Source organism: Microbacterium sp. SW12 (genome assembly GCF_055391095.1).
Genome location: NZ_AP024335.1, coordinates 2,333,023 through 2,355,274 on the forward strand (window position 1 = coordinate 2,333,023; position 22,252 = coordinate 2,355,274).

Consider the following 22,252-nt stretch of genomic DNA (forward strand, 5'->3'; position numbering starts at 1 on the left):
ATCACTGTACCGGGAGCGGCGCTACGCGAGGAGGGTCTCCCCGACGAACCCGCCCTCCGCGCACCCGGGCGGCACGGCGAACACCGCCGAACCGATCGGAATCGTCCACTCATTGAGCAGGTCCAGCTCCGCAAGGCGCTGCTGCATCGGCACGAACTGCGCATCGATGTCGGCCTGGAACGACGCGAAGATCAGTCCCGAGTCCGACAGCGCACCCCCGGTCGGAGCATCGTCGTAGTTGTACGGGCGGCGCAGGATGCGTTCCCGAGGGTTGTCGCTGCGGGCCCGCCGCATGTGCGAGAACTCCGGGATCACCGGGAAGCCGAGCGCGGTGCGTGCCTCGAAGTCCGGATCGTCGGTTTCGGCCGTGCCGGTTAGCGGCGCACCGGTGTCGAGGGTGCGGCCCACGGACTGTTCTCGTCCCGACCGATCGAGCTTGTCCCACGTGTCAAGCGTCATTCGGATGCGGCGCACAACCATCCCGGTGCCGCCGGCGAGCCATCCGTCCGAGTTCCAGACGACTTCGTCGAAGTCCGCCGTCCCCGCCACCGGGTTGACGGTGCCGTCGACCTGGCCGAAGAGGTTTCGCATGCTGCGCTCGGGATACGCGCCGGCGGAGCGTCGGAACCCCCGCTGAACCCACCGCACGGTGGAGAACGACCGCGAGTCCTTCAACAGCATCCGGGTCGCGTGGGCGACGACGAGCGGGTCATCGGCCGCGATCTGGATGAGCAGGTCACCGCCCGTGTACGCGGGCTCGAGCCTGTCGATCGAGAAGGCGGGGAGGGGCTTCAGCCACGACGGCCCGGCCCCTCCTGCCCGCGCCACGAACTCGGGACCGAAACCGAACGTGACGGTCAGACGGGCCCTCGCCATCGCCAGCTCGGGCTCCGAGTCCGCCAGCGCCGGCTCGCCACGCGTCAGACGCGCCGCATCGTCGGTGAGGACCTTCATCATGCGCCGTTGCGCCTCACGCTGCACCTCGGGAAGCAGATCGAGTGCGACGAAGGTCCCGTAGGTCTGGGCCGCGGTGTCGATCCCTGCCTGGTGGGCGCCGTAGAAGGGAACGATCTCCGTTCCCTCCTGCGGAGTCGAACCGGATGCCGCGGGTGCTGGAGCATCCGGGGCGGAGGTCAGGGCGAGGTCGATGCCGATCGCCGCTGCAGCGCCGACGCCGGCGACAGCTCCCCCCACGAGGAACTGCCGCCGGGTCGACCCGGAGCGATCGGAGCTATTCCGATCAGCGGTCATTACTGGTCGTCACCGCCCATGTCCATGTCCGAGTGGCCCTCGTCCATGTCCATGCCGCCGCCGTTGTAGTTCTCGTCAGCACCGGTGAAGTCCTTCACCGGTGCTGTGAACTCCATCGTCGAGCCGTCCTCGAACGTGACGGTGAACGTCGCTTCGTCACCGGCGACCAGCGGAGCCGTGAGGCCCATCAGCATGAAGTGGTAGCCGCCCGGCTCGAGTGTGAGGCTGCCGCCTGCCGGCACGATGAAACCGCCGTCCTTCTCTTGCATGACCATGCTGCCGCTGCCGTCGTCGACCACCTCGTGCAGTTCCAACGTCGTGGACGCGTCGGAGGTGACCGAGACGATCGCAGCGTCGGTGTCGCCGGTGTTCTCGAGCTCACCGAAGGCTGCTGTCATGCCGCTGTCGGCAGCCTTGACCCAGGCATCCGTGATGGTGACGGAGTCGGCTTCGGTGGCAGTCGCTGTGCCGGTGTCCGTGGACGCGCAGCCGGCGAGACCGAGGGCCGCCGCAACCAGAAGGATGCCGAATCGGGTGGAAATGCGGGTGTTCACAGGTTTCCCTTTCAGGGCTTCGGGGGTTCCTCGTCGGAACCCTGGCGGCCACGCCCGGCGCGGCCGCGAAGGAAGAAGAGAACCAGCCCGAACAGGGCGAGCGCAGATGCCGCCCCGATCGCGCCGATCAGAACGACGCGCGGAATGCCGCCGTCCTCTGCCGCCGAGTCCAGCGGCGCGGTGGTCGCGTCATCGGAAGGACCACCGGTGGTCTGATCTGCTGTCGGCGTGGGTGAACTCACGGCCGTGGAGGTCGCCGTCGGCGTCGGGGATGCCGCTGCCGGATCATCCACCGTGAAGGGGATGAGGCCGGAGATCGGATGCCCGTCCGACGAGACGACCCGCCACCGCACTTCGTATGCGCCGTTCGGCATCCCCTCGTCGAGGGTCACCGTCAGGCTGTCGAAGTCGATCTGGATGTCGCCGGCGACCCAGTCGTTCTCCTGAGCATCCGCAACGATCACGGCTGCGCCCATCTGCATGATCTCGCCCGAGAAGATCAGCTCGACGGCGGTCGGGGCCACCGTGAGCTGCTCGTTCTGCTGCGGGGAGCTCGCGATGAGCTCGTCGTGCGCCCACGCGGGTGCGGCGACGAGAGACAGCGCGACGGTGGCCACCGCGACCGAAGCCGCGAAGGCTCCGGCACGGGCGCGAAGAGACAACGACATGAGGAACGCCTTTCGTGAGTGAACGTCGATACGCCTCCCCCGGCGCCGAGTCGGAAGCCGCGGGAGTCGAGACAGAGAGTCAGACCACGAAAGACAGAGGCGGACCGCGTCGCCGGACGAGCGAGACAACGGGGGCCGAACGCAGCGGCGCCGCCGGGGTACACACGATCCCGGGTCGCTCAGCGACCGCAGGAAGCCTGACGACACCGGAGAGGATGCGCCGGCGCACCCATGCGAGCAGCTCGCGAGCCAGGACACCAAGCCGGATGACGAGTCGTTCACCCCGGTACAGCGCCGCGACCGTGAGCACGGCTGCCGCGAGGTGCGCGAACCACATCGACAGGTCAGCGGCGACTGGCGTTGCTCCCGTCGACAGATCGAGGACAGGGAGGCCATGGACGTGGCCGGTGGCGACTGTTCCTGCAGGGGCTCCGCTGTCAGCGCCGAGGACGAACAGCAGGTGGAACAGGAGCTGACTGAGGACCACTGCGACACCCAGTCGCGGCAGTGAGAGCGCGCGGCCGACGAGCACCGTACACACGGCGAGCGAAAGCACCCACGGCACGGCGATTCCCAGCCACGAGGGCATCGCTCCGCCCGCTGCGACGTGCGAGAACAGCGCGACGAAGGTCGCGATCGACGCGGCGACTGAGGCGCGGATGACGCGCGTCGCTCGCGATCGGGACATGCATCCATTGTGGCAAACATCGACCGGGCCCCCGCCCATGGGACCTTATTCCCGGTTGGGCGAGCCGATCGGCGACCCATAATCCTGCTATGACCCGCGTTACCTACAGTGCGATCTCGAGCTTCTCCCGCGTCCGCATCCTGTTCCTGCTGCAGGCGCGACCCGAGCGGACCGTCACCGAACTGTGCGAGGCGACGGGCCTGCACGCGAACACCGTGCGTGAACACCTGCAGCGGCTCGTCGACGGCGGCTACGTGGTGGCCGAGACCGAGCACCGCACCACACGCGGCCGCCCGCGAGTGCTCTATTCGGCAGCGACCGGGCAGGACAGAGACTCGACCAGCGCAGTCGCACGCCACAAGGCCCGGGCTGCTGCGCAGCGCGGTGACCTGATGCGTCGGGTCATGCCGTGGACGGATGTCGACGACCTGCCGACAGAGGCCGTCCATCAGCTCGATGCCCTGGTGGAGGATCTCGGGGACGCCGGGTTCGATCCCATCGTCGACGAGTCGACACTGACCGTCGACCTCTCCCCCTGCCCCCACGCCTCGGCCAGCGCGCGCGACCGGGAGACGCTGTGCGCTGTGCACCTGGGCCTCATGGACGGCGTGCTCTCCCAAGCCGGGGGGCCGCTCCGGGTCGACTGCATGACGGCGTCCCGGCATCCGGAGCGGTGTGTGGTCAAGCTTCTCGCCGGGCAGGCCTCGCGTACCGCGGAGCTCGTCGCGAGCTGACCGGACCAAGGTCCTCCTCCGGCATTGCCGCCAGCGAGGTACCGTGATGTGGTCAGACACCGGCAAGGGCGACTTATTCACGGCCCTAACTTTCACCCCGGCTGATAGAGCCGGGGGTAGCGTGACCACCAGTACACAACCTCGATCTGGGGGGAATAATCATGGATCTGCTCGATCCGCTGCTGCTAGCCCGATGGCAGTTTGGCCTCACGACGCTGTACCACTTCCTGTTCGTGCCGCTGACCCTCGGCATGTCGGTCACCGTCGCGATCTTCCAGACCGTCTGGTACCGCACCGGCGACGTCAAGTGGCTGCACCTGACGCGGTTCTTCGGGAAGATCTTCCTGATCAACTTCGCGATGGGAGTCGTGACCGGCATCGTGCAGGAGTTCCAGTTCGGCATGAACTGGTCGTCCTACTCGCGTTTCGTCGGTGATGTCTTCGGCGCCCCCCTCGCCTTCGAAGGGCTGATGGCGTTCTTCTTCGAAGCCACCTTCATCGGCCTGTGGATCTTCGGATGGGACAAACTCCCGAAGGGGCTGCACCTGGCATCCATCTGGATCGCCTCGATCGGCGCGCTGCTGTCGGCATACATCATCATCGCTGCGAACGCGTTCATGCAGAACCCGGTCGGCTACCAGATGGCCGAGGACGGCTCGCGCGCCGAAATGAACAACTTCCTCGAGGTCGTCTTCAACCCGATCGCCCTGGCGGCGTTCCCGCACACAATCTTCGCGGCGTTCATGTTCTCGTCGGGCGTGGTGATCGCCGCGGCGGCCTGGCACATGGCCCGCAAGCGAAACATCGAGATGATGCGCCCCGCCCTGAAGTTCGGGCTGTGGGGCATGATCGTCGCCTTCGCTGGCACCTTCCTGGCCGGCGACCAGCTGGGTCTGGTCATGGTCTCCACCCAGCCGATGAAGATGGCAGCTGCCGAGGCGCTGTTCAACTCGGCGTGTGGTGCTGACGCATCGTTCTCGATCTTCTCGATCGGAACCCCCGACGGCACCGGTGAAATCTGGTCGATCCGCGTCCCGTATCTGCTTTCGCTGCTGTCGACACACACGCTCGACGGATGCGTCGAAGGCATCAACGACCTGAACGCGCAGTACGCCGCGCAGTGGCCGGATCTTGCCGCGCAGGTGGACGGCGTCTTCAACCCCGTGCTGTGGATCACCTACTGGTCGTTCCGCTGGATGATGGGCCTCGGCTTCCTCGCGACCTTCATCGCGATCGTGGGCCTGTGGCTGACCCGCAAGAACGCCAAGCGCGAGGTGCCCCGCTGGGCGTGGAGCGTCGCGATCTGGACGGCACCCATCGCACTCGTAGCCTCGCTCGTCGGCTGGGTGTTCACCGAGATGGGACGCCAACCGTGGATCGTGTTCAGCCTCATGCTGACCGAAGACGGCGTATCGCCGAGCGTTCCCGGCTGGTCGGTGCTGATCTCGCTGGTCGCCTTCACCGCTATCTACGCATCGCTTGCGGTGGTCGAATTCGGCCTCATCCTCAAGACCGTGCACAAGGGACCGGATCCGCTCCCCGAGCCGGGCAGCGCGGATGCCGAACCGACCTCACGCGAAGACACCCCGACGACGGTCTACTAGGAGCTGATCATCATGGATCTCGCATACCTCTGGTTCTGGATCGTCGGAGTGCTGTTCGTCGGCTACTTCGTGCTCGACGGCTTCGACTTCGGCGTGGGAATGTCGCTCCCCTTCCTCGGCAAGGACGAGGTCGGAAAGCGTCAGATCATCAACACGATCGGTCCCGTCTGGGACTTCAACGAGACCTGGCTCATCGTCGCCGGCGCCTGCCTGTTCGCGGCCTACCCCGAGTGGTACGCGTCGCTGTTCAGCGGGTTCTACCTGGCGCTGCTGCTGATCCTGCTCGCCCTCATCCTGCGCGGCGTCTCATTCGAGTACCGCCACCAGCGCGAGGGCCTGCGGTGGAAGAAGGGCTTCGACACGATGATCGTCATCGGGTCGGTGCTGCCGGCGCTGCTGTGGGGTGTCGCTGTCGCGAACCTTGTCCAAGGTGTGCCGCTGGATGAGAACCACGAGTACACCGGTTCTCTCCTGACGCTGCTCAACCCGTACGGACTGCTCGGCGGCATCACGCTCGTGCTGGTGCTCTTCCTGCACGGCCTGTACTTCATCGGCCTCAAGACCGACGCTCAGGTGCATCAGGATGCCAAGCGCCTCGCGACCCGGGTCGGGTTCATCACCGTCGTGGTCGCTGCAGCGTTCCTGATCTGGACGATCTTCATCGCTGCAGCTCACGAAGCGCCGCTCCTGCCGCTGGTGATCGCAGCCGCAGCCCTGGCGGCCGTCGCCCTGCTGCTGTCGATGTTCTTCCACACGAAGGAGCGCGAGGGCTGGGCGTTCACGGCGGGGATCTTCACCGTCGCGTTCGCGGTACTCACGCTGTGGATGTCGATGTTCCCGAACGTGATGCGCTCGTCCACGGATGTCGCGTTCAGCCTCACGATCGAGAACGCCTCGAGCACCGACTACACCCTCACGATCATGTCGTGGGCGGCGCTGATCTTCCTCCCGCTGGTCCTCGCGTACCAGGGCTGGACGTACTGGGTGTTCCGCAAGCGCGTCACCCGGTCGCGGATCGAGAAGGCGGAGCTCGTCAAACACTGAACCGGCCAAACACCGAGATTGTCGAGGACCGCCTGGCGCTGCGCCAGGCGGTCCTTGCGTTCAGCCGTCGTCGCCGATGCACCCTGCAATTCGCACGTGGTCTGAGAGCGCCCGCGCAAACGGCGTCGCAGGATGACCCATTACCTCGCGAACCGACCCGTACTGCGTCACTCGCCCCCGCTCGATCACGACGAGTCGGTCGGCGATGGCGAGGGCGTCAACCGGATCGTGGGTGATGACCACAGCCGTGCTGCATAACTGGTCTGCCAGCAGCATCCGGATCTCTGCCGCCGTCTGAATATCAAGCGCGGTCAGGGGTTCATCGAGCAGCACGAGCCGCGGTTCCACGGCGAGTGCGCGAGCCACAGCCACCCGCTGCTGCTGCCCACCCGAGAGCTGGGCCGGCATCCGATTGCCGAACCCGGCAAGTCCGACGCGGTCGAGCCATTCATCGGCGGCATGCCCTGACTCGGTGCGGGAATGACCCCGCGCGCGAGGGCCGAACGCAACGTTCTCACGGGCACTGAGGTGAGGAAAGAGGCGGGCCTCCTGCCCGAGCAGCACAACCCCGCGATCCATCGGAGCGACATGGATGCCACGGCGGGCCGTGCCCCCTCGCACCGAAGCGTCGGCAATCACATCCCCGTCGAGTTCGATGCGACCGGCATCCAGGCGGACGAAGCCGGCGAGCGCAGCCAACAACGTCGACTTCCCCGCGCCGCTCGGCCCCATCACCGCAACCCGCTCGCCCGGTGCGAGATCCAGGTGCAGGTCCAGGTCGAAGAGCGATGATCGGATGACCCGCATCCGCGCCGAAAGCTGTGCCGTCATCCGGGAACTCCCCGTCTCGGTGCCTCGCCTCGCCACCCGCGCACGAGCAACAGCACAGCCAACGCCGTCACCAGCAGGAGCAGCGAGAGCGCCACTGCAGTTCCTTGCGTGACACCGGCCCCGTTGAAGGCTGTGTAGATCGCCAGCGGCATCGTCTGGGTCACCCCGGGCGCATTGCCGGCGAACAGCGCCGTGGCGCCGAACTCACCGATCGCACGTGCGAAGCTCAGCACCACGCCGGCGATCAGCCCGGGTGCTGCGAGGGGAAGAGTCACGCGGCTCAGAATCACCCATCGCCCGGCGCCGAGCCCAGCGGCGACCTGCTCGAGATCGGTGCCCGTGGCGCGAAGCGATCCCTCCACGGCCAGGACCAGGAACGGCAGCGCCACGAAGGTCTGGGCCATGATGACCGCGGTCGTGGTGAACGGCAACGCCATGCCGGCCTCGGCGAGCAGGCTACCGACCCAGCCGCGACGCCCGAACAGAAAGAGCAGGGCCACTCCCCCCACCATCGGGGGAAGCACCAGGGGAACCGTCACGAGGGCTCGCAAGACCGCAGCCGTGCGAGGCGACGACCGGGCGATCAGCAAGGCGAGGGGAAGGCCCAGCAGCACACAGAGCCCCGTCGCGGCCAGTCCCGTTCCCAGCGACAACCCGAGAGCTTGTGCAGCCTCGGTCGAGGTGATGTCAGCCCAGAAGGTGCCCCACTGCACCCGGGCGATGAGCGCGATGAGTGGCAGGACGAGAAACGCGAGGCCGAGCAGCGCCGGAACGATCAACGCACGCGGAAGAAGCGTTCCGGTTCCCGTGCTCACGGCGCGCCGAATCCGAACGAAGCAAGGACGCGCTGTCCTTCGAGTCCGCTGACATAGGTGATGAACGCTGCCGCTGCCTGAGGCGAGGCGGCGGCGCGGAGCGCAGCGATGGGATAGAGATTCACGACGGCCTCGGCACCATCGGGAACGATCGATTCGACGTCTTCGCGACCGGCGACATCCGTGCGGTACACCAGGCCCGCATCGGCCTCGCCGGCAGCGACTTTGGTGAGCACCGCGGTGACGTTCTGCTCGAGACTCGCGGGTGCGACTGACACGTCAGCACCCGCAAGGAGCCTCTGCGACGCCGAACCGCACGGCACCTCCGGAGCACATAAGACGACAGACAGGTCCGGATCGGCCAGGTCGGCGAGCTCTGAGACATCCGCCGGGTTGCCCGCGGGCACGACGATCACGAGAGTGTTCGAGGCGAACAGCTGCGGAGCCTCGGCAAGCCCGGCATCGACAACTGTCGCCATGGTCGACTCGTTCGCTGCGGCAAAGACGTCAGCTGGCGCTCCCTCGACGATCTGTGTCGCCAGGGTGGCGGAGCCGTCGTAGGTGATCGGGCGGACGTCCACGTCGGGGTAGGCGTCTTCGAACCGCGCGGCGATCTCCGTGAACGCCCCCTGGAGCGACGCCGCAGCGAAGACCGTCAGCTCGCCAGAGACCTCGGGCGTCGAGGCGGTCGGTGATTCGTCTGTGTACACCGCCGAACAGCCGGCCAGAACGAGCACGAAAGCAGCGGCGAGCGCGGCGCGGGCTACGAGCGGAAGAGTCACTGCTCAGTCCTTCGGTGCTTCAACGATGACTGTCGTCGCCTTGACGACTGCCGCGGCAAGCGATCCGACCTCGAGGTCTAGCTCGCGAACGGCCTCTGCTGACATGAGGGATACGACCCGGTGGGGGCCGGACTGGATGTCGACCTGGGCCATCACCCCGTCAATCTGCACACGGGTCACCAGGCCCACGAATCGATTACGGGCGCTCGAGAGCGCGTCGGATGCCTCGGCTGCCTGCTGTGCGCGCTCCACCGCGCGCTGGGCGAGCGCGTCGCCGGGGATCTCGGCCGGGCTTGCTCCCGTTGTGGCGAGACTGCCCGCCTCAATCCACCGCCGGACGGTGTCATCGCTCACCCCGAGCAGACGGGCAGCATCGGCAATGCGATAAGCGTGCATCCTCAAACCCTAACATTCCGTGAATGCGGGCATCTGGAGGTATAAGTTCCGCTTGCGCGGCCTGCCATGCGGATTCTTTCCGATGCTGCGGCCGCAGATGCCTGCCGCAGCAGCGGGACCTTTGGCACGGTCGACCTGGGCGTCGGCCCGACGAAATGAGGCAGACTCGATTCATGCCCGCCGAGCAGGACCGACCAGCCCGTCGGGGACCTGTCGACCCTCGTCTCCTTCGTTACGCGCGAAGCTCCCGCGGCTTCTTCGCCCTGATCGCGGTCATCGGCCTTGCCCAGACCTTGACGATCGTCGCCTTCGCCTGGTTCCTCACGACGGGAATCGTTAGCGCGATCGACGGGGTGCGGCTGAACGAGCTAGCGCCGACGCTGATGGCGCTCGGCGCCACGATCGCTGTGCGCGCTGTCTTGATCTGGGCGCGGGAGGCAGCTTCATCTCGAGCTGCCGCACGCGTCGAGAGCGAGTTGCGCGATCACCTCGTGGGCGCAGTCAGCACACTCGGTCCGGAGTGGCTCGCTAACCGGAACACCGCGCAGCTCGCGGTAACTGCGGGCCGCGGACTCGAAGCCCTGGATGCCTACTTCGGCCGCTACCTGCCGCAGCTGGTGCTCACCGCGATCGCCACCCCCATCCTGGTCGGTGTCATGTGGTGGCAGGACTGGCTCAGCGGCCTGATCGTGCTGCTGACCCTCCCCCTCATTCCGATCTTCATGGTTCTCATCGGGCTAGCCACCCGAGCCGTGCAGCAGCGCCAGTGGCAAACGCTTGGCCAGCTCGCCGCGCGCTTCAGCGACACCGTGCAGGGGCTGTCGACCCTGAAGGTGTTCGGCCGTCAGCACCGCGCCGCGGCCTCGATCGAGAGCGTCACGACACGGTACCGGCGCGAGACGATGAAGGTCCTCCGGGTCTCATTCCTCTCGGGCTTCATGCTCGAGTTCCTCGCCTCGATCGCCGTCGCGATCGTCGCCGTCACGATCGGCTTCCGCCTGCTCGACGGTTCCCTGGCTCTCACGGTCGGCCTGTTCGTGCTCCTCCTCGCACCCGAGGCATATCTCCCGCTTCGTCAGGTCGGCGTCCAGTTCCATGCTGCAGCGGAGGGCGTCGCCGCAACCGACGACATCTTCGACGTCCTGGATGCCTACTCCACCACGGTCGGCGGAGGTGGGCGGTCCCTAGACACCCGAGATGGAGCCGAACTCGTGCTCGATGAACTCACCGTCCATCGCGGTGAGCGTGTTCTGCCCGCCATCAGCCTTCGGGCCCGGCCCGGCCTCGTGACCCTCATTGAGGGCCCCAGCGGCGCGGGCAAGTCGAGCATCCTCGCCGCTCTGCGCCGTGCAGCGGGCTACTCCGGCGCAGCCAGCTACGGTGGCATCGAGATCGCCGCCCTCGATCCTGCCGGATGGCTCGCCTGGGCGGGGCAGCAACCTGGACTCATCTCCGGCACTGTCGCTGCGAACGTCGCCCTGGGCGATACCCGCCCCGATGCCGCGCTCGTCGCCCGGGCGCTGCGCTTGGCGTGCGCCGACGAGATCCACCCCGAGAAAGAACTCGGCGTCCAGGGAGCAGGGCTCTCCGGCGGCCAGGCGCAGCGCGTCGCGGTGGCGCGGGCGTTCTATCGACACCTCCGGAAAGCGGCGAGCGTCATCGCGCTCGACGAACCCAGCGCGGCACTGGATGCCGAGACCGAGGCGCGACTGTGGGCATCCGTTCGCGAGCTCGCCGACGCCGGCGCGACAGTTCTCTTGGTTTCCCATCGCGAGAGCGCGCGCGCGATCGCCGATCAGATCGTCACGGTGACCGTGAGCGAGGTGATGGCATGACCACGGCACGCGACGTCCTCCGGGGCGCGATGCCGCCGCTGCGTCGGTTCTGGCCGGGAGCGGCTTCCGCGTTCATCTCAGAGGCGTCAGCGGTAGGGCTGCTGGCGACCAGCGCGTGGCTGATCGTTCGCTCCAGCGAGATGGTGCCGGTGCTCTATATCTCTGTAGCGGTCGTCGGCGTGCGCTTCTTCGCGCTGACCCGATCGGTCTTCCGGTATGTCGACCGGCTCGCCGGGCATGACGCTGCACTGCGCCAACTCGCCACGACACGCACCGACATGGTGCGCCGCCTCATTCCGCTCGCGCCCGACGGGCTCACCCGCACCAGGCGCGGGTCTGTCCTCGGCGCACTGGTGGACGACGTCGACGATCTTCAAAACCTGCCCCTGCGCGTCGTGCAGCCTCTGGTCGCATCCGCGACAGTGGCGCTGGCAGCTGTCGTACTCGTGACGATCATTTCGTGGCCCGCGGGGCTGACGCTGCTTGCCTGCCTCGCCATCGCCGCGCTCATCGCTGTCGGCTGGGGGTGGGCAGCCGGCGCCCGGGCGGAGCGGGCGATTGCCCCCCTGCGCTCCCGGCTCGCCGATGCTCTCCTCGATCATCTCGGCAGCCTCGATGTGCTTCTTGCCTACGGCGCCGAAGAGGCCAGCCGCACCCGCATCCAGGAAGCCGACAGCAAACTCCGCCGCGCAATCATCCGGCGCACAGGCGCACAGGCTGGAGCCGCGGGGATCATCTCGCTGCTTGCGGGGGCCGCCTCGCTCGCAGCGATCCTCGTAACGATGCCCGCCGTCGCAACCGGAACGCTTACGGGCCCGAACCTTGCGGTGGCGGTCCTCGTCCCGATGGCGGTCTTCGAGGTCTTCGCCGCGGTGCCGCTGGCCGCCGCCGCCTGGCGCCAGGTTCACGCATCGGCAGAGCGCATCGCTGCAGCTCTCCCCGCCGAGCCCCCGGCGGGGATCGTCCGCGATGAGCCTCTCGCGACCGGAGCGGCCCCCGCTCTCGGCGACGGAATCGTTCTGCGCGATCTCTCGGCCACCTGGCCACACTCGGACGACGCAGCGCTGCGCGACATCGCGCTCGAGATCCGTCCCGGCGAAAGACTTCTGGTCGTCGGGTCATCGGGTGCGGGCAAATCGACCCTGGCGCACGCGCTGGTGCGCTTCCTCGACAGCACCGGCGAGTACCGCATCGGAGATACCGACGCGCACGCGATCGCCTCGGACGACCTGCGCAGAACCGTCGGACTGTGTGAGCAGAGCCCCATGCTGTTCGATGAAGACATCCGACAGAACCTGCTCTTTGCGCGCGACGACGCCACGGATGCCGATCTCGAGGCGGTCCTTGAGCGCGTCGGACTCGGACCGTGGCTGCGAGAGCGCGGCGGGCTGGATGCCCGGGTCGGTGAGCGGGGGCAGCTGGTCTCGGGCGGCCAAGCACAACGGATCGCCCTAGCCCGTGCGCTGCTGCATGGGTTCCCCGTCCTGGTTCTTGACGAACCGACCGCTGGCGTTGACCCCGCGGCATCGGATGCGCTGCTCATCGACCTGCTCTCGGCCGTCGAGCCGCACCAATGCGTCGTGCTGATCTCGCACGTCACCGTCCCGGAGGGATTGGTCGACCGCGTCGTGCGCCTGGAGCGCGGCGCTCTGGCCTAGACATCAACCCGTTCCGCATCCTCGACGAAGGTCTCGGCGGTCGCCGCGATTCGATTGGCCATCCCGCTGAAGATGAACCCGTGGAAGGGCAGCACGGCGAACCAGTACAGGCGCCCGGCAAGTCCGTGCGGGAAGAAAACGGCGCGCTGCTCATAGCGCGATCCGGTCTCGGTCGGGACTGCCCGCAGTTCAAGCCACGCCAGACCCGGAACCTTCATCTCGGCCCGCAGCCGCAGGAAGCTCCCGTGCTCGATCGCTTCGACACGCCAGAAGTCGAGGGCATCACCGGCTGACAGCCGACCCTTGCTCCGGCGTCCGCGCTGCAGCCCCACTCCCCCACGAGTCGGTCCATCCATCCCCGAATCGCCCACAGCAGGGGCGAGGAGTACCAGCCGTTCTGCCCACCGATGCCCTCGATCACCCGCCACAGCGCGGATGCCGGTGCGGGAGTCGTCGCGGAACGCTCATCGACGAACACGACCTGACCGGCCCAGTCTGGGTCACTCGGCAACGGGCTGGAGGGCACATCCAAGAGCTCCGCATCGGCCCAGCTCGTCTCGACGGTGTCCTCCTTCTCGCGGCTAAGAGCCAGAGCCACGGCATCCCGGTACCGCATGAGCCCGTCGCCTGGCCGAGGGATGAGATCATCGACAGCCCAGGAGCGCACGACACAGTCAACCTGCAGCGACTCGACCAGCGGGCGAGCGATAGCGGCGGGGATCGGCGTGACGAGGTTGACCCACAGCGAGGCGAGACGCGGGGTGAGCACGGGGAGTGCGGCAATCGCGCGCTGCGGGAGGCCCGCGACGACCGCGTACCCGTTCATCATCTGCCCGTACCGCAACACGTCGGGGCCGCCGATGTCGACGGCCGTGTTCACCTCAGCGGGAACGTGCGCCGCACCGAGCAGGTAGTGCAACACGTCGCGCACCGCGATCGGCTGGATGCAGTTGCGCACCCACTTGGGCGCTGGCATGTAGGGAAGAACATCGGTCAGGTGCCGCACCATCTCGAACGACGCCGACCCCGACCCGATGACGACACCCGCCTGCAGCACGAGCGTCGGCACTCCCGAGGCGAGCAGGATCTCGCCGACCTCGACGCGACTGCGAAGGTGAGGCGACAGCGGAGCGTCGTCGGGATGAAGGCCACCGAGGTACACGATGCGGGCCACGGATGCCGCAGCTGCGGCATCCGCCACGGTGGTGGCAACGTCGTGGTCGGTCTGCTCGAAAGACCGACCCGACATCATGGAGTGGATGAGGTAGTAGAGAACGTCAACGTCGCGCACGGCGTCGGCAACGGCATCCGGGTCCTTCGCGTCGCCAGCGACGACCTCGACGCGATCGCCCCACGAGAAGGCGGCGACGCGCTCCGGATGGCGGGCAAGCACCCGCACGCGATATCCGGCGTTCAGAAGCCGCGGAACAAGTCGTCCGCCGAGATATCCGGTGGCACCGAGCACGAGCGTGCGCGGCTTCTCGCCGTCGGCACGGGCTGAAGCTGCGAGAGCAGGCTCGCGGCCGGTCGGGGCGGTGAGGTCTTCCACACCGGCAGGCTAACGCGGACCCGACCCCTCGGGGCCGCCCAGCGACATTCCAAACGCTTGAACTCCCTCGTGCGAGGCGAGCCTTGCGAACCCGAGACGGTAGTAGAAGGCGAGAGCTGACGTGTTGGCCGCATCGGCGACCAGGTGCACGCCCGAGACTCCGCGCTCACGGAGGGTCTCGATGAGCGCGTCGATCAACCGTCGCCCCCATCCCTGGCCCTGCGCCTGTGGGAGCAGGTCGATGTGCAGATGAGCGGGATAGGCGTCACCGTAGGGTTCGGCTCCTGCGCGTCTGGCGGCTGCATGACGCAGGATGCCGGCGGTTCGCTCCGCACGCGGATCTCCGGCGTCGACATCCGGAGCCCACCGCGACCGGCGCTCGGGCCACCACGACGTGCTGAACCAGTCCTCGAAAGACCTCGTATCGGGCGCGCAGACGAGATACCCGACGGGCTCACCGTCGACGTCGACCACGAAAGCGTAGTCCGGGTGCCGCGCAAGGTAGGGGCGCAGGAACACCTCGGGCCAGATCTCGTCGTCGGTCAGGATGCCTCTCGCATCGGCTCCGGCATCCGCAGTGCGAATGCACACCGACGACAGCGCCGCCTTGTCCTCGGGGCGAAATGCTCGAATCCTGGCCACGCCCCGATCGTACGCGGGGGTGGCTACCCTGCAATGAGGTGCGAGGATGGCGGGGGGAGGACGAACGCGTGGGTGTGAGCACTGGTCGGGTGTCCGAGATCGCACAGCGCATCGCGCGGCCGGTGCGCAACCTGCTCCGCGCGCTTCTGGCGCCTCTCACCAGAACCCGGCTCTTCCGCGCGGCAGGTCCCCGCCTGCTCCCCCGGTCGAGCGGTTCTTCGCCGCCCTCAGCGGCGGCCGAGTGCAGCTCAGCGCCGTCCTGGTTCCCTCACTCGTTCTCCACACGACCGGGGCCAGAAGCGGTCTCATCCGTGATGTTCCGCTGATGTACACCCCCGACGGACAGGGCCGGGCGATCGTCGCCGGGACCAACTTCGCCGGCGAACGCCACCCCGCTTGGACGACGAATCTGCTCGCCCATCCGGATGCTGCGATCACGGTTCGCGGGCGGCGGATGCTCGTGCACGCGACCGTCATCCCGGACGATGAACGAGAGACCGTGTGGGCTCGCATCGAAGCGCAGTGGCCCGGCTACCGCGCCTACGAGCGAGAATCACACCGCACGGTGCGGCTGTTCCGGCTTCAGCCCGTGCTGCGCCACGCAGCGACAGCGGGCTGGGAGCCGGATCCTACGGAGTGAGGGCCTGCACCGTCCGCGGCCGCACGATCGTCCACAGTGCGATGACCGCGATCGCTCCGCATCCGACCATGACCGATGCCATTGTCGTGGCGGTGATGCCGGCACTGGCAGAGAGCCAGCCGACGAGAGGCGAGACCGCGCCTGCCACACCGAAGTTCACGGCGCCGAGGATGGATGCTGCCGTCCCCGCCGCCTTGCCGTGGCGATCGAGCGCGAGCACCTGCACACACGGGAAGCCGAAGCCGACCGACGTGATGAACAGGAAGAGGGGAACCATCGTTCCCCACAGGCCGAGACCCAAGCTGTCGGCGAGGATGATGGCAGAACCGAACACGACGGTGCCGGCCGTCGAGAACGCCAGCACCCACTGGGGGCCGAACCGGGCAGCCAGCCGCGAGGCCATCTGCACACCGAAGACGATGCCCAGGGAGTTCACGGCGAACAGCAGACCGTATGCCTGCGGATCGAACCCGTAGCCCTCCTGAAAGAGGAAGGGCGAGGCCGACAGGTATGAGAACAGGCCGCTGAAGTTCATCCCGCCGATCACCAGAACGCCCAGGAACACGCGGTCGCTGAGCACCGACCGGTAGCGCTGCCAGGTCGTGGTGCTCCCCTTGTCGTGCCGACGGGCCGGCGGCAGGGTCTCGGGGATGATGAAGATCGTGCTGACGAGCATCACCACGCCGTACACGGCGAGAACGACGAAGATCCCCTGCCACGCCATGACGATCAGAAGCGCCGAGCCGATGAGAGGCGCAACGACCGGGGCAACACCGCTCACGAGTGCGAGTCGACTGAGCATCACGACCAGCCGCTTCCCGCCGAACAGGTCGCGCACGATCGCCATTGCAACCACGCCTCCCGCGGCAGCCCCCACTCCCATGAAGAACCGGGCGGCGCCGAGGGTGATGAGCGTCGGCGAGAGCGCTGCAGCTGCGCTGGCCAGCACATGCAGCACGGTCACGGCGATCAGCGGCATCCGTCGCCCGACTTTGTCGCTGAGCGGGCCTACGACCAGCTGCCCGACAGCGAAGCCGATCATCGTGCCCGTCAGGGTGAGTTGAATCGCCGCCGACGTCGTCTGGAAGTCGGCCTCGAGCACCGGGAAGGCCGGGAGGTAGAGGTCGATCGTGAACGGCCCGAGCGCCGTCAGCGCGCCGAGCAGGATGATGTACAGCACGCGGCGCCGCGTGGGGATGGCATCGCCGGGGTGCAGCATGACCGGCGCTGTTGCCGGGTTGGCTCCAAGGGTGCGGATCGCACCGGTCGCCGAACGAAGCCGCACCGATCCGGTCGGGGTGAGCTCCGGCCGGTCAGCAGCAGACGCGTCCGCGGGTGTTACGGGAATGGAGGCAGTGTCGAGCACGGGTTCCGTTCAGGGGGAGGTTGCGCGGGATCGGAGTACCCACGCCCCCGATCGGCGTCGAATCGATTCGACTCCATGATAACGGATGCTCGACACGGCGGCATCAGAAAGCGAAGGGGCGCCCCTCCCCGGGACGCCCCTTCGAGCTTCATCCTTCTGCGATCAGCCCTTCGTCGAGCCTGCGAGCAGACCTCGTACAAAGTAGCGCTGGAGCGAGAAGAACACGATCAGCGGAACGATGATCGCGACGAACGCACCCGCTGTCAGCAGCTGCCACTCGTTGCCACGCGTTCCCGTGATCTCCGCCAACAGCTTGGTGATCGGCGCCACCGGCCCGTCGGCGAAGATCAAGGCCACGAGCAGGTCGTTCCAGACCCACAGGAACTGGAAGATCGCGAACGACGCGAGAGCGGGCATCGTCAGGGGCAGCACAATGCGGAAGAAGATCTGCCCGCGGGATGCCCCGTCGACGCGTGCCGCCTCGATGATGTCGGCCGGGATCTGCGACATGAAGTTGTGCAGCAGGTAGATCGCCAGCGGCAGAGCGAACATCGAGTGGGCGATCCAGACCTGCGCGTACCCACCCGACACTCCGAGCGGCCCCGTGATCTGCGCCCCGAAGATGTTCAGACCACGAGAGAACGAGCTCAGCAGCGGGATCAGCGCCATCTGGATCGGCACGATCTGCAGCGCGAACACGAAGATGAACAGCCAGTCGCGCCCCTTGAAGTCGATCCACGAGAACGCGTAGGCCGCGAACGCCGCGATCGTCAGCGGCACGATGGTCGCGGGGATCGTGATGGCGATCGAGTTGATGAAGGCCTCGGCCATCGTCAGCTGCGTGTTACCTGCCTGCAGAACCTGGATGTAGTTCTCCAGCGTCACCTGCGGGTCGGCGAAGAACGTCCACCATCCGGTCGTTTTGATCTGCTGCTCAGGACGGAAGGACGAGATCAGCAGTCCGAAGGTCGGGATCGTCCACGCCAGCGCGATGATGATCGACGCGACGGTTGCCCACGGCTTGGAGAGCACGCGTCGAACACGGCCCGCGCGGCCCGAACCACCGTTCTGGTCCCGGCGCATCCCGCGCTCGAGTTCCTTCTCGGTCTCCTTGTCGATCGGGAGATCGATCGGCATAACCTCACTCATTGGATCGCTCCCTTCGGGAGATCTGCGCGCGAGGGCGCGCTGGATGCGTACCGCATGCTCATCGGATCTCCTTCTGCTTGCGGATCTGCCGGGCGTTATAGATCACGATCGGCAGCACCAGGAGGAACAGGATGACGGCGAACGCCGCACTGCGGCCCGCCTCGAACTTGGTGAACTGCGTGTACATCTCGTTCGCGATCACCGAGGTGCCGAAGTTACCGCCGGTCATCGTGCGCACGATGTCGAAGACCTTCAGCGAAGCGATCGAGATCGTCGTGAGGACCACGATGATCGCGGGACTGATCGCGGGAACCGTGACGTTGATGAAGCGCTGCCACGCGTTGGTTCCATCAAGCTGCGCGGCCTCAAGCTGTTCGGTCGGAACGCCCTTGATCGCCGCGGAAAGGATGACCATTGCGAAACCGGTCTGCACCCAGATGAGCACGACGATCAGGAACAGCGTGTTCCACGGCTCGTTGAGAAGCCACTGCACGGGGTCTCCCCCGAACCACACGACGATCTGGTTGAGAAGACCGATCTGGGTGAACTCGGGACCGCGATAGGCGTACACGAAGTTCCAGATGATGCTCGCACCGACGAACGAGATCGCCATCGGCATGAACACGAGAACCTTGTAGACCTTCTCACCGCGCGTCTTGTCGATGAAGACCGCATACGCAAGCCCGACGATCGTCGACACTGTCGGGGCAATGAGCACCCAGACGATGGTGTTCACGACGGTGCGGATTCCGTCTGGCTGGGTGAAGATCCAGACAAAGTTGTCGAGGCCGACGAATTGGTTTCCCGCTGCGTTCATGAACGAAGCGACAAAGGTCTGGATCGACGGGAGGATCAGACCGATCAGCAGCAACAGCGCCGCCGGGGTCATGAAGGCGATGAGCTGGATGAAATAGCCCTTGCCGTTTCGAGATCGGTAATCGATCACGAAGAACAGCCCGCCGATGACAGCGGCGACGATCGCCGCCCACCAGACGGAGTTGAAGAGCAGAACCGTGGCGACCGGGATGAGCACACACATCGCGAGCCTGATCCAGGTATAGACGGGTCCCGAACGGGGAGCAATGTCGATGAGAAAGAGGATCAGGCCGATCACCACGAGGAATGCAACGACCACGACGATCGCTTGCAGAATCGGGTGCATTGTGCCGACCCAGTTGAAGAAAGCGGTCACGTCGCTCCTTTCGAGTACGTCAGTGGACTCACTCGAATCCTAGCCAGGAAGACGGCGGAGGGGCCGCCCCGCCTGAGCGAGGCGGCCCCTCCGTGATCACTGTCAGCTGGACGGCCAGCCGGCTTCGATCTGTGCGGTGACCTCGTCAACGGGGGTGCCGCTGATCCACGAGACCATGCCCTTCCAGAACGTCCCGGCGCCGACGGCGCTGGGCATCAGGTCGGATGCATCGAACCGGAACGTGGTGTTCGGGTCCTGAAGGATCTCGATCGCCTGCGTCAGGATGCCCGACGAAGCGTTGGCCGGGTCGAGGCCCGTGTTCGCCGAGATGACACCACCGAGCGAGACGCGGTTGTTCGCCCACTCCGGGCTCGAGAGGTACTCAAGCACGGCCTGCGTGTCGGACTCGTCGTTGAACGCGCCAACGATCTCGCCACCACCGGTGACTGCCGGCGCACCGGCGGTCTGACCGGGCATGATGAACGCCCAGACGTCGCCGTCCTCGGCGACAGTGCCGCCGGCGTCCTCGATGAATCCGGTGAAGAACGACGCCTGGTGGTGCAGTGCGCATTCACCCGAGACGAGGGCGGCAGCAGGGTCGCCGAACTCGGTCGAGTTGATGGACTGGACGTCACCGAAACCGGCATTGACGTACTCGGGGTTCAGCAGGTATTCACCGGTCGCGTCGAACGCGTCGATGATCGGCTGGTCGGTGAACTTCACCTCGTTGGCAACCCACTGGTCGTAGACCTCGGGACCCGAGTCGCGAAGCACCATGTCCTCGACCCAGTCGGTTCCCGGCCAGCCGGTCGCGTCGCCCGAGCCGAAGCCGGCACACCACGGGGCCTTGCCGGTGGTCGACTGGATGGTCTGCGTGACCTGCATGAGTTCGTCGAGTGTCGTCGGGACCTCAAGACCCCACTCCGCGAACTTGGCGGGCTGGTACCAGATGAAGCCCTTGACGGATGCCATCAGCGGCGCGCCGTACAGCGTGCCGTCGACGGTGCCGTAAGCAGCCCAGTCGTCCGACCAGTAGTCGGCGACGTTCTGCTGCACGGCCTCGGGAGCCGGAACCAGGTAGCCGCGCGACGCGAGGTCGGCGAGCAGACCGGGCTGCGGGAAGATCGCGATGTCGGGCGGGTTGCCACCCTGTGCGCGGATGCCGATCTGAGACTCGAACTCCTTGGAGGCCTCGTACTGGATGTCGATTCCCGACTCCTCTTCGAAGTCAGCCCACGACTCGTCCAGCAGTTCCGCCTCGGTGTCCGAGATCGTGCCGTAGATCGTGACGACGTTGTCGACGTCGCCGCCCCCACCGTCAGTGCTGCCGCCGCCGCTGTCACCGCTGCAGCCCGCGAGCGCGATGCCCGCGATGCCGGCGATCGCCACGGCGCCGAGCACCTTGTGACGCTGTGTCATGCCCATATGAATGACTCCTCCTCGTTGAGCGCAGACATGGTTCCTTCGTAAGAGCCTCTCCGGAACCGTTTCCATGACACCGTATCGCCCTCTTCTCCCGCGCACAACAGATGAACCATTACGAGCCGATAACTGCGCCTGGGAGCGCTCTTTTCGCTATCTGCATAGTGATCGACGACACTGCATTCACCTGGAACCGGTTCCCCTTTTCGCCTTTCGTCGTTTAGCCTGTCCCTACAAGAGATCGACGATCGATCGCGGGTGCGGTGTCGGGAACCGCAGAGAACCGCCGGAAGGTACAACGACGTGAGCGGCATCGAGGACGTGGCCCGCGCTGCGGGAGTCTCGAAGGCGACGGCAAGTCGCGCCCTCACCGGACACGGGTACGTCGCCGCAGCCACGCGAGAGCGGGTGACACGCGTCGCCCACGAAATGGGATACGTCCCCTCCTCGAGCGCTGCGAGCCTGGCCACCGGGCGCACGCGCAATATTGGCGTCGTCATGCCCTACCTCAACAGATGGTTCTTCGCCGAGGTTCTCGAAGGTATTCAAGAGGTGCTCCTCGAATCCGGGTACGACCTGACCCTCTACGACGCCAAGCCAGGCACCGAAGGGCGCAGGCGCGTGTTCGACGACTTCCTGGCCCGCAAGCGATTCGACGGACTGATAGCGGTCGGGCTTGAACCCGATCACCACGAGCTGGAGCGACTTGTCGCGATCGGCCGCCCCGTCGTGAGCGTCGTCGCAATGGGCGACAATGCGGGAGTCGTGCGGCTGGATGACGAGTCTGCCGCTCGACGTGCCACAGCGCACCTCATCGAACTCGGTCACACGAAGATCACCTTCCTTGGAGGCGTCTCGGTCTCCAGCGGTCCCCACGTCGATCGCGCGCGTCTGGCGGGATACCAGACGACGATGAGGGAGGCCGGCCTCGAGGTGACGCACGTGCGATCGGAGGTGAGTCTGCCGGGTGGGTACGCAGCGGCTGTCGACCTCCTCGGAGACCCCGATCGACGGCCCACGGCACTTCTGGCTACGTGCGACGAGGTCGCGATCGGGGCCATCATCGCGGCGCGCCGGCTCGGCATCCCGGTCCCGTCAGCACTCAGCGTCGTCGGTATCGACAATCACGAGTTCGCCGAGATGTTCTCACTCACCACGCTTGAGCAGTCGCCCCGCAGTCAGGGCGCACAGGGGGCCAGGATGCTGCTCGAGCAGCTCGAGAATCCGGAGCAGGATCCCGCGGATGTCAGCATCCAGGCGCGCATGATTGTGCGCAACTCGACTGCCCCTCCCCCGGGAACCCCCTCGGTGACCGTGGGCGTCGGCGTCACATCCTGACCTCTCTCCCCCCGCGGGAAGGCGCCGAACCCACACCTTCGCCCTCCAACCCACCGGTTTCTTCGACCGAAAGGTGAGGGTTCGCGCTGATTCG

The 22,252-nt window shown here is 66.6% G+C and carries 20 protein-coding genes and 1 pseudogene; 7 read left to right on the forward strand and 14 right to left on the reverse strand.

The genetic code is table 11. From position 1 onward, the window contains the following. Positions 1-21: 21 nt before the first annotated feature. The 4 genes from MICSW_RS11810 to MICSW_RS11825 form a co-directional block, all read right to left on the reverse strand. Positions 22-1,251, reverse strand: a complete 1,230-nt coding sequence (locus tag MICSW_RS11810; RefSeq protein WP_464495994.1) for a Dyp-type peroxidase — start codon at positions 1,249-1,251, stop codon at positions 22-24. Beyond that, positions 1,251-1,805, reverse strand: coding sequence for a copper chaperone PCu(A)C (locus MICSW_RS11815; RefSeq protein WP_443477147.1), 555 nt, complete (start codon positions 1,803-1,805; stop codon positions 1,251-1,253). Before MICSW_RS11815 ends, MICSW_RS11810 begins: the two co-directional genes overlap by 1 nt. 11 nt (positions 1,806-1,816) lie before the next feature. Further along, a complete protein-coding gene (locus tag MICSW_RS11820; protein ID WP_464495995.1) occupies positions 1,817-2,473 on the reverse strand; it encodes a copper resistance CopC family protein in 657 nt (218 codons plus the stop codon). A gap of 79 nt (positions 2,474-2,552) precedes the next feature. Then, the gene (locus MICSW_RS11825) at positions 2,553-3,161 is read right to left on the reverse strand and encodes a hypothetical protein (protein ID WP_292732748.1); all 609 of its coding nucleotides are present in this window, start codon (positions 3,159-3,161) and stop codon (positions 2,553-2,555) included. 89 nt (positions 3,162-3,250) lie between these two features. Here MICSW_RS11825 and MICSW_RS11830 point away from each other — a divergent pair, with 89 nt between their 5' ends. The 3 genes from MICSW_RS11830 to cydB all read left to right on the forward strand — a co-directional run bounded on the left by MICSW_RS11830 (position 3,251) and on the right by cydB (position 6,543). After that, positions 3,251-3,895 carry a helix-turn-helix transcriptional regulator gene (locus tag MICSW_RS11830; protein ID WP_292732750.1) on the forward strand — a complete coding sequence of 215 codons (645 nt, stop codon included), beginning with the start codon at positions 3,251-3,253 and terminating at the stop codon, positions 3,893-3,895. A gap of 161 nt (positions 3,896-4,056) precedes the next feature. Beyond that, complete coding sequence (locus tag MICSW_RS11835; protein WP_228177962.1) at positions 4,057-5,499, forward strand: cytochrome ubiquinol oxidase subunit I; 1,443 nt, start codon at positions 4,057-4,059, stop codon at positions 5,497-5,499. Positions 5,500-5,511: 12 nt separating this feature from the next. Next, entirely contained in the window at positions 5,512-6,543 is a 1,032-nt protein-coding gene (gene cydB / locus MICSW_RS11840) for a cytochrome d ubiquinol oxidase subunit II (protein ID WP_228177961.1), read from the forward strand. Positions 6,544-6,603: 60 nt separating this feature from the next. On the opposite strand, the gene MICSW_RS11845 is transcribed toward cydB, so the two are convergent. From MICSW_RS11845 to MICSW_RS11860, 4 genes are read right to left on the reverse strand one after another with little or no spacing between them, the layout of a single operon-like run. Beyond that, the gene (locus MICSW_RS11845) at positions 6,604-7,374 is read right to left on the reverse strand and encodes an ABC transporter ATP-binding protein (RefSeq protein WP_228177960.1); all 771 of its coding nucleotides are present in this window, start codon (positions 7,372-7,374) and stop codon (positions 6,604-6,606) included. After that, positions 7,371-8,189 carry an ABC transporter permease gene (locus tag MICSW_RS11850; protein ID WP_228177959.1) on the reverse strand — a complete coding sequence of 273 codons (819 nt, stop codon included), beginning with the start codon at positions 8,187-8,189 and terminating at the stop codon, positions 7,371-7,373. Before MICSW_RS11850 ends, MICSW_RS11845 begins: the two co-directional genes overlap by 4 nt. Beyond that, complete coding sequence (modA, locus tag MICSW_RS11855; protein WP_228177958.1) at positions 8,186-8,971, reverse strand: molybdate ABC transporter substrate-binding protein; 786 nt, start codon at positions 8,969-8,971, stop codon at positions 8,186-8,188. Before modA ends, MICSW_RS11850 begins: the two co-directional genes overlap by 4 nt. A gap of 3 nt (positions 8,972-8,974) precedes the next feature. Continuing rightward, the gene (locus tag MICSW_RS11860) at positions 8,975-9,367 is read right to left on the reverse strand and encodes a TOBE domain-containing protein (protein WP_375236855.1); all 393 of its coding nucleotides are present in this window, start codon (positions 9,365-9,367) and stop codon (positions 8,975-8,977) included. A 173-nt stretch (positions 9,368-9,540) separates the two neighbouring features. On the opposite strand from MICSW_RS11860, the gene cydD reads away from it, so the two are divergent. Beyond that, complete coding sequence (gene cydD, locus MICSW_RS11865) at positions 9,541-11,202, forward strand: thiol reductant ABC exporter subunit CydD (protein WP_292732758.1); 1,662 nt, start codon at positions 9,541-9,543, stop codon at positions 11,200-11,202. Continuing rightward, positions 11,199-12,860, forward strand: a complete 1,662-nt coding sequence (gene cydC / locus MICSW_RS11870) for a thiol reductant ABC exporter subunit CydC (RefSeq protein WP_228177955.1) — start codon at positions 11,199-11,201, stop codon at positions 12,858-12,860. The genes cydD and cydC overlap by 4 nt, the downstream gene beginning before the upstream one ends. Here the strand turns inward: cydC and MICSW_RS11875 are convergent. Both MICSW_RS11875 and MICSW_RS11880 read right to left on the reverse strand, forming a co-directional pair. Continuing rightward, positions 12,857-14,409: pseudogene (locus tag MICSW_RS11875) on the reverse strand (SDR family oxidoreductase). The gene cydC and the pseudogene MICSW_RS11875 overlap by 4 nt on opposite strands. Positions 14,410-14,418: 9 nt before the next feature. Further along, entirely contained in the window at positions 14,419-15,051 is a 633-nt protein-coding gene (locus MICSW_RS11880) for a GNAT family N-acetyltransferase (RefSeq protein ID WP_464495996.1), read from the reverse strand. Positions 15,052-15,097: 46 nt separating this feature from the next. Here MICSW_RS11880 and MICSW_RS11885 point away from each other — a divergent pair, with 46 nt between their 5' ends. Continuing rightward, positions 15,098-15,691, forward strand: coding sequence for a nitroreductase family deazaflavin-dependent oxidoreductase (locus MICSW_RS11885; protein ID WP_464495997.1), 594 nt, complete (start codon positions 15,098-15,100; stop codon positions 15,689-15,691). Here the strand turns inward: MICSW_RS11885 and MICSW_RS11890 are convergent. The 4 genes from MICSW_RS11890 to MICSW_RS11905 all read right to left on the reverse strand — a co-directional run bounded on the left by MICSW_RS11890 (position 15,681) and on the right by MICSW_RS11905 (position 20,823). Beyond that, positions 15,681-17,057 (reverse strand): multidrug effflux MFS transporter, encoded by a 1,377-nt coding sequence (locus tag MICSW_RS11890; protein ID WP_464495998.1) that lies wholly within the window; start codon positions 17,055-17,057, stop codon positions 15,681-15,683. The genes MICSW_RS11885 and MICSW_RS11890 overlap by 11 nt on opposite strands. A 162-nt stretch (positions 17,058-17,219) precedes the next feature. Beyond that, positions 17,220-18,206: a carbohydrate ABC transporter permease gene (locus MICSW_RS11895; RefSeq protein WP_464495999.1), complete on the reverse strand. Its 987-nt coding sequence runs from the start codon at positions 18,204-18,206 to the stop codon at positions 17,220-17,222. A 58-nt stretch (positions 18,207-18,264) separates the two neighbouring features. Next, complete coding sequence (locus MICSW_RS11900; protein WP_228177951.1) at positions 18,265-19,398, reverse strand: carbohydrate ABC transporter permease; 1,134 nt, start codon at positions 19,396-19,398, stop codon at positions 18,265-18,267. A 102-nt stretch (positions 19,399-19,500) separates the two neighbouring features. Further along, positions 19,501-20,823 (reverse strand): ABC transporter substrate-binding protein, encoded by a 1,323-nt coding sequence (locus tag MICSW_RS11905; protein WP_228177950.1) that lies wholly within the window; start codon positions 20,821-20,823, stop codon positions 19,501-19,503. Between the two features lie 300 nt (positions 20,824-21,123). On the opposite strand from MICSW_RS11905, the gene MICSW_RS11910 reads away from it, so the two are divergent. Then, on the forward strand, positions 21,124-22,158 hold the full coding sequence (locus MICSW_RS11910) for a LacI family DNA-binding transcriptional regulator (protein ID WP_228177949.1): 1,035 nt from the start codon (positions 21,124-21,126) through the stop codon (positions 22,156-22,158). Positions 22,159-22,252 lie beyond the last annotated feature (94 nt).

Coding starts and splice junctions, on each gene's coding strand:
- MICSW_RS11810 (WP_464495994.1), bottom strand. CDS start 1,251: ATGACCGCTGATCGGAATAGCTCCGATCGCTCCGGGTCGACCCGGCGG.
- MICSW_RS11820 (WP_464495995.1), bottom strand. CDS start 2,473: ATGTCGTTGTCTCTTCGCGCCCGTGCCGGAGCCTTCGCGGCTTCGGTC.
- MICSW_RS11825 (WP_292732748.1), bottom strand. CDS start 3,161: ATGTCCCGATCGCGAGCGACGCGCGTCATCCGCGCCTCAGTCGCCGCG.
- MICSW_RS11830 (WP_292732750.1), top strand. CDS start 3,251: ATGACCCGCGTTACCTACAGTGCGATCTCGAGCTTCTCCCGCGTCCGC.
- MICSW_RS11835 (WP_228177962.1), top strand. CDS start 4,057: ATGGATCTGCTCGATCCGCTGCTGCTAGCCCGATGGCAGTTTGGCCTC.
- cydB (WP_228177961.1), top strand. CDS start 5,512: ATGGATCTCGCATACCTCTGGTTCTGGATCGTCGGAGTGCTGTTCGTC.
- MICSW_RS11845 (WP_228177960.1), bottom strand. CDS start 7,374: ATGACGGCACAGCTTTCGGCGCGGATGCGGGTCATCCGATCATCGCTC.
- MICSW_RS11860 (WP_375236855.1), bottom strand. CDS start 9,367: ATGCACGCTTATCGCATTGCCGATGCTGCCCGTCTGCTCGGGGTGAGC.
- cydD (WP_292732758.1), top strand. CDS start 9,541: ATGCCCGCCGAGCAGGACCGACCAGCCCGTCGGGGACCTGTCGACCCT.
- cydC (WP_228177955.1), top strand. CDS start 11,199: ATGACCACGGCACGCGACGTCCTCCGGGGCGCGATGCCGCCGCTGCGT.
- MICSW_RS11885 (WP_464495997.1), top strand. CDS start 15,098: ATGGCGGGGGGAGGACGAACGCGTGGGTGTGAGCACTGGTCGGGTGTC.
- MICSW_RS11895 (WP_464495999.1), bottom strand. CDS start 18,206: ATGAGTGAGGTTATGCCGATCGATCTCCCGATCGACAAGGAGACCGAG.
- MICSW_RS11905 (WP_228177950.1), bottom strand. CDS start 20,823: ATGGGCATGACACAGCGTCACAAGGTGCTCGGCGCCGTGGCGATCGCC.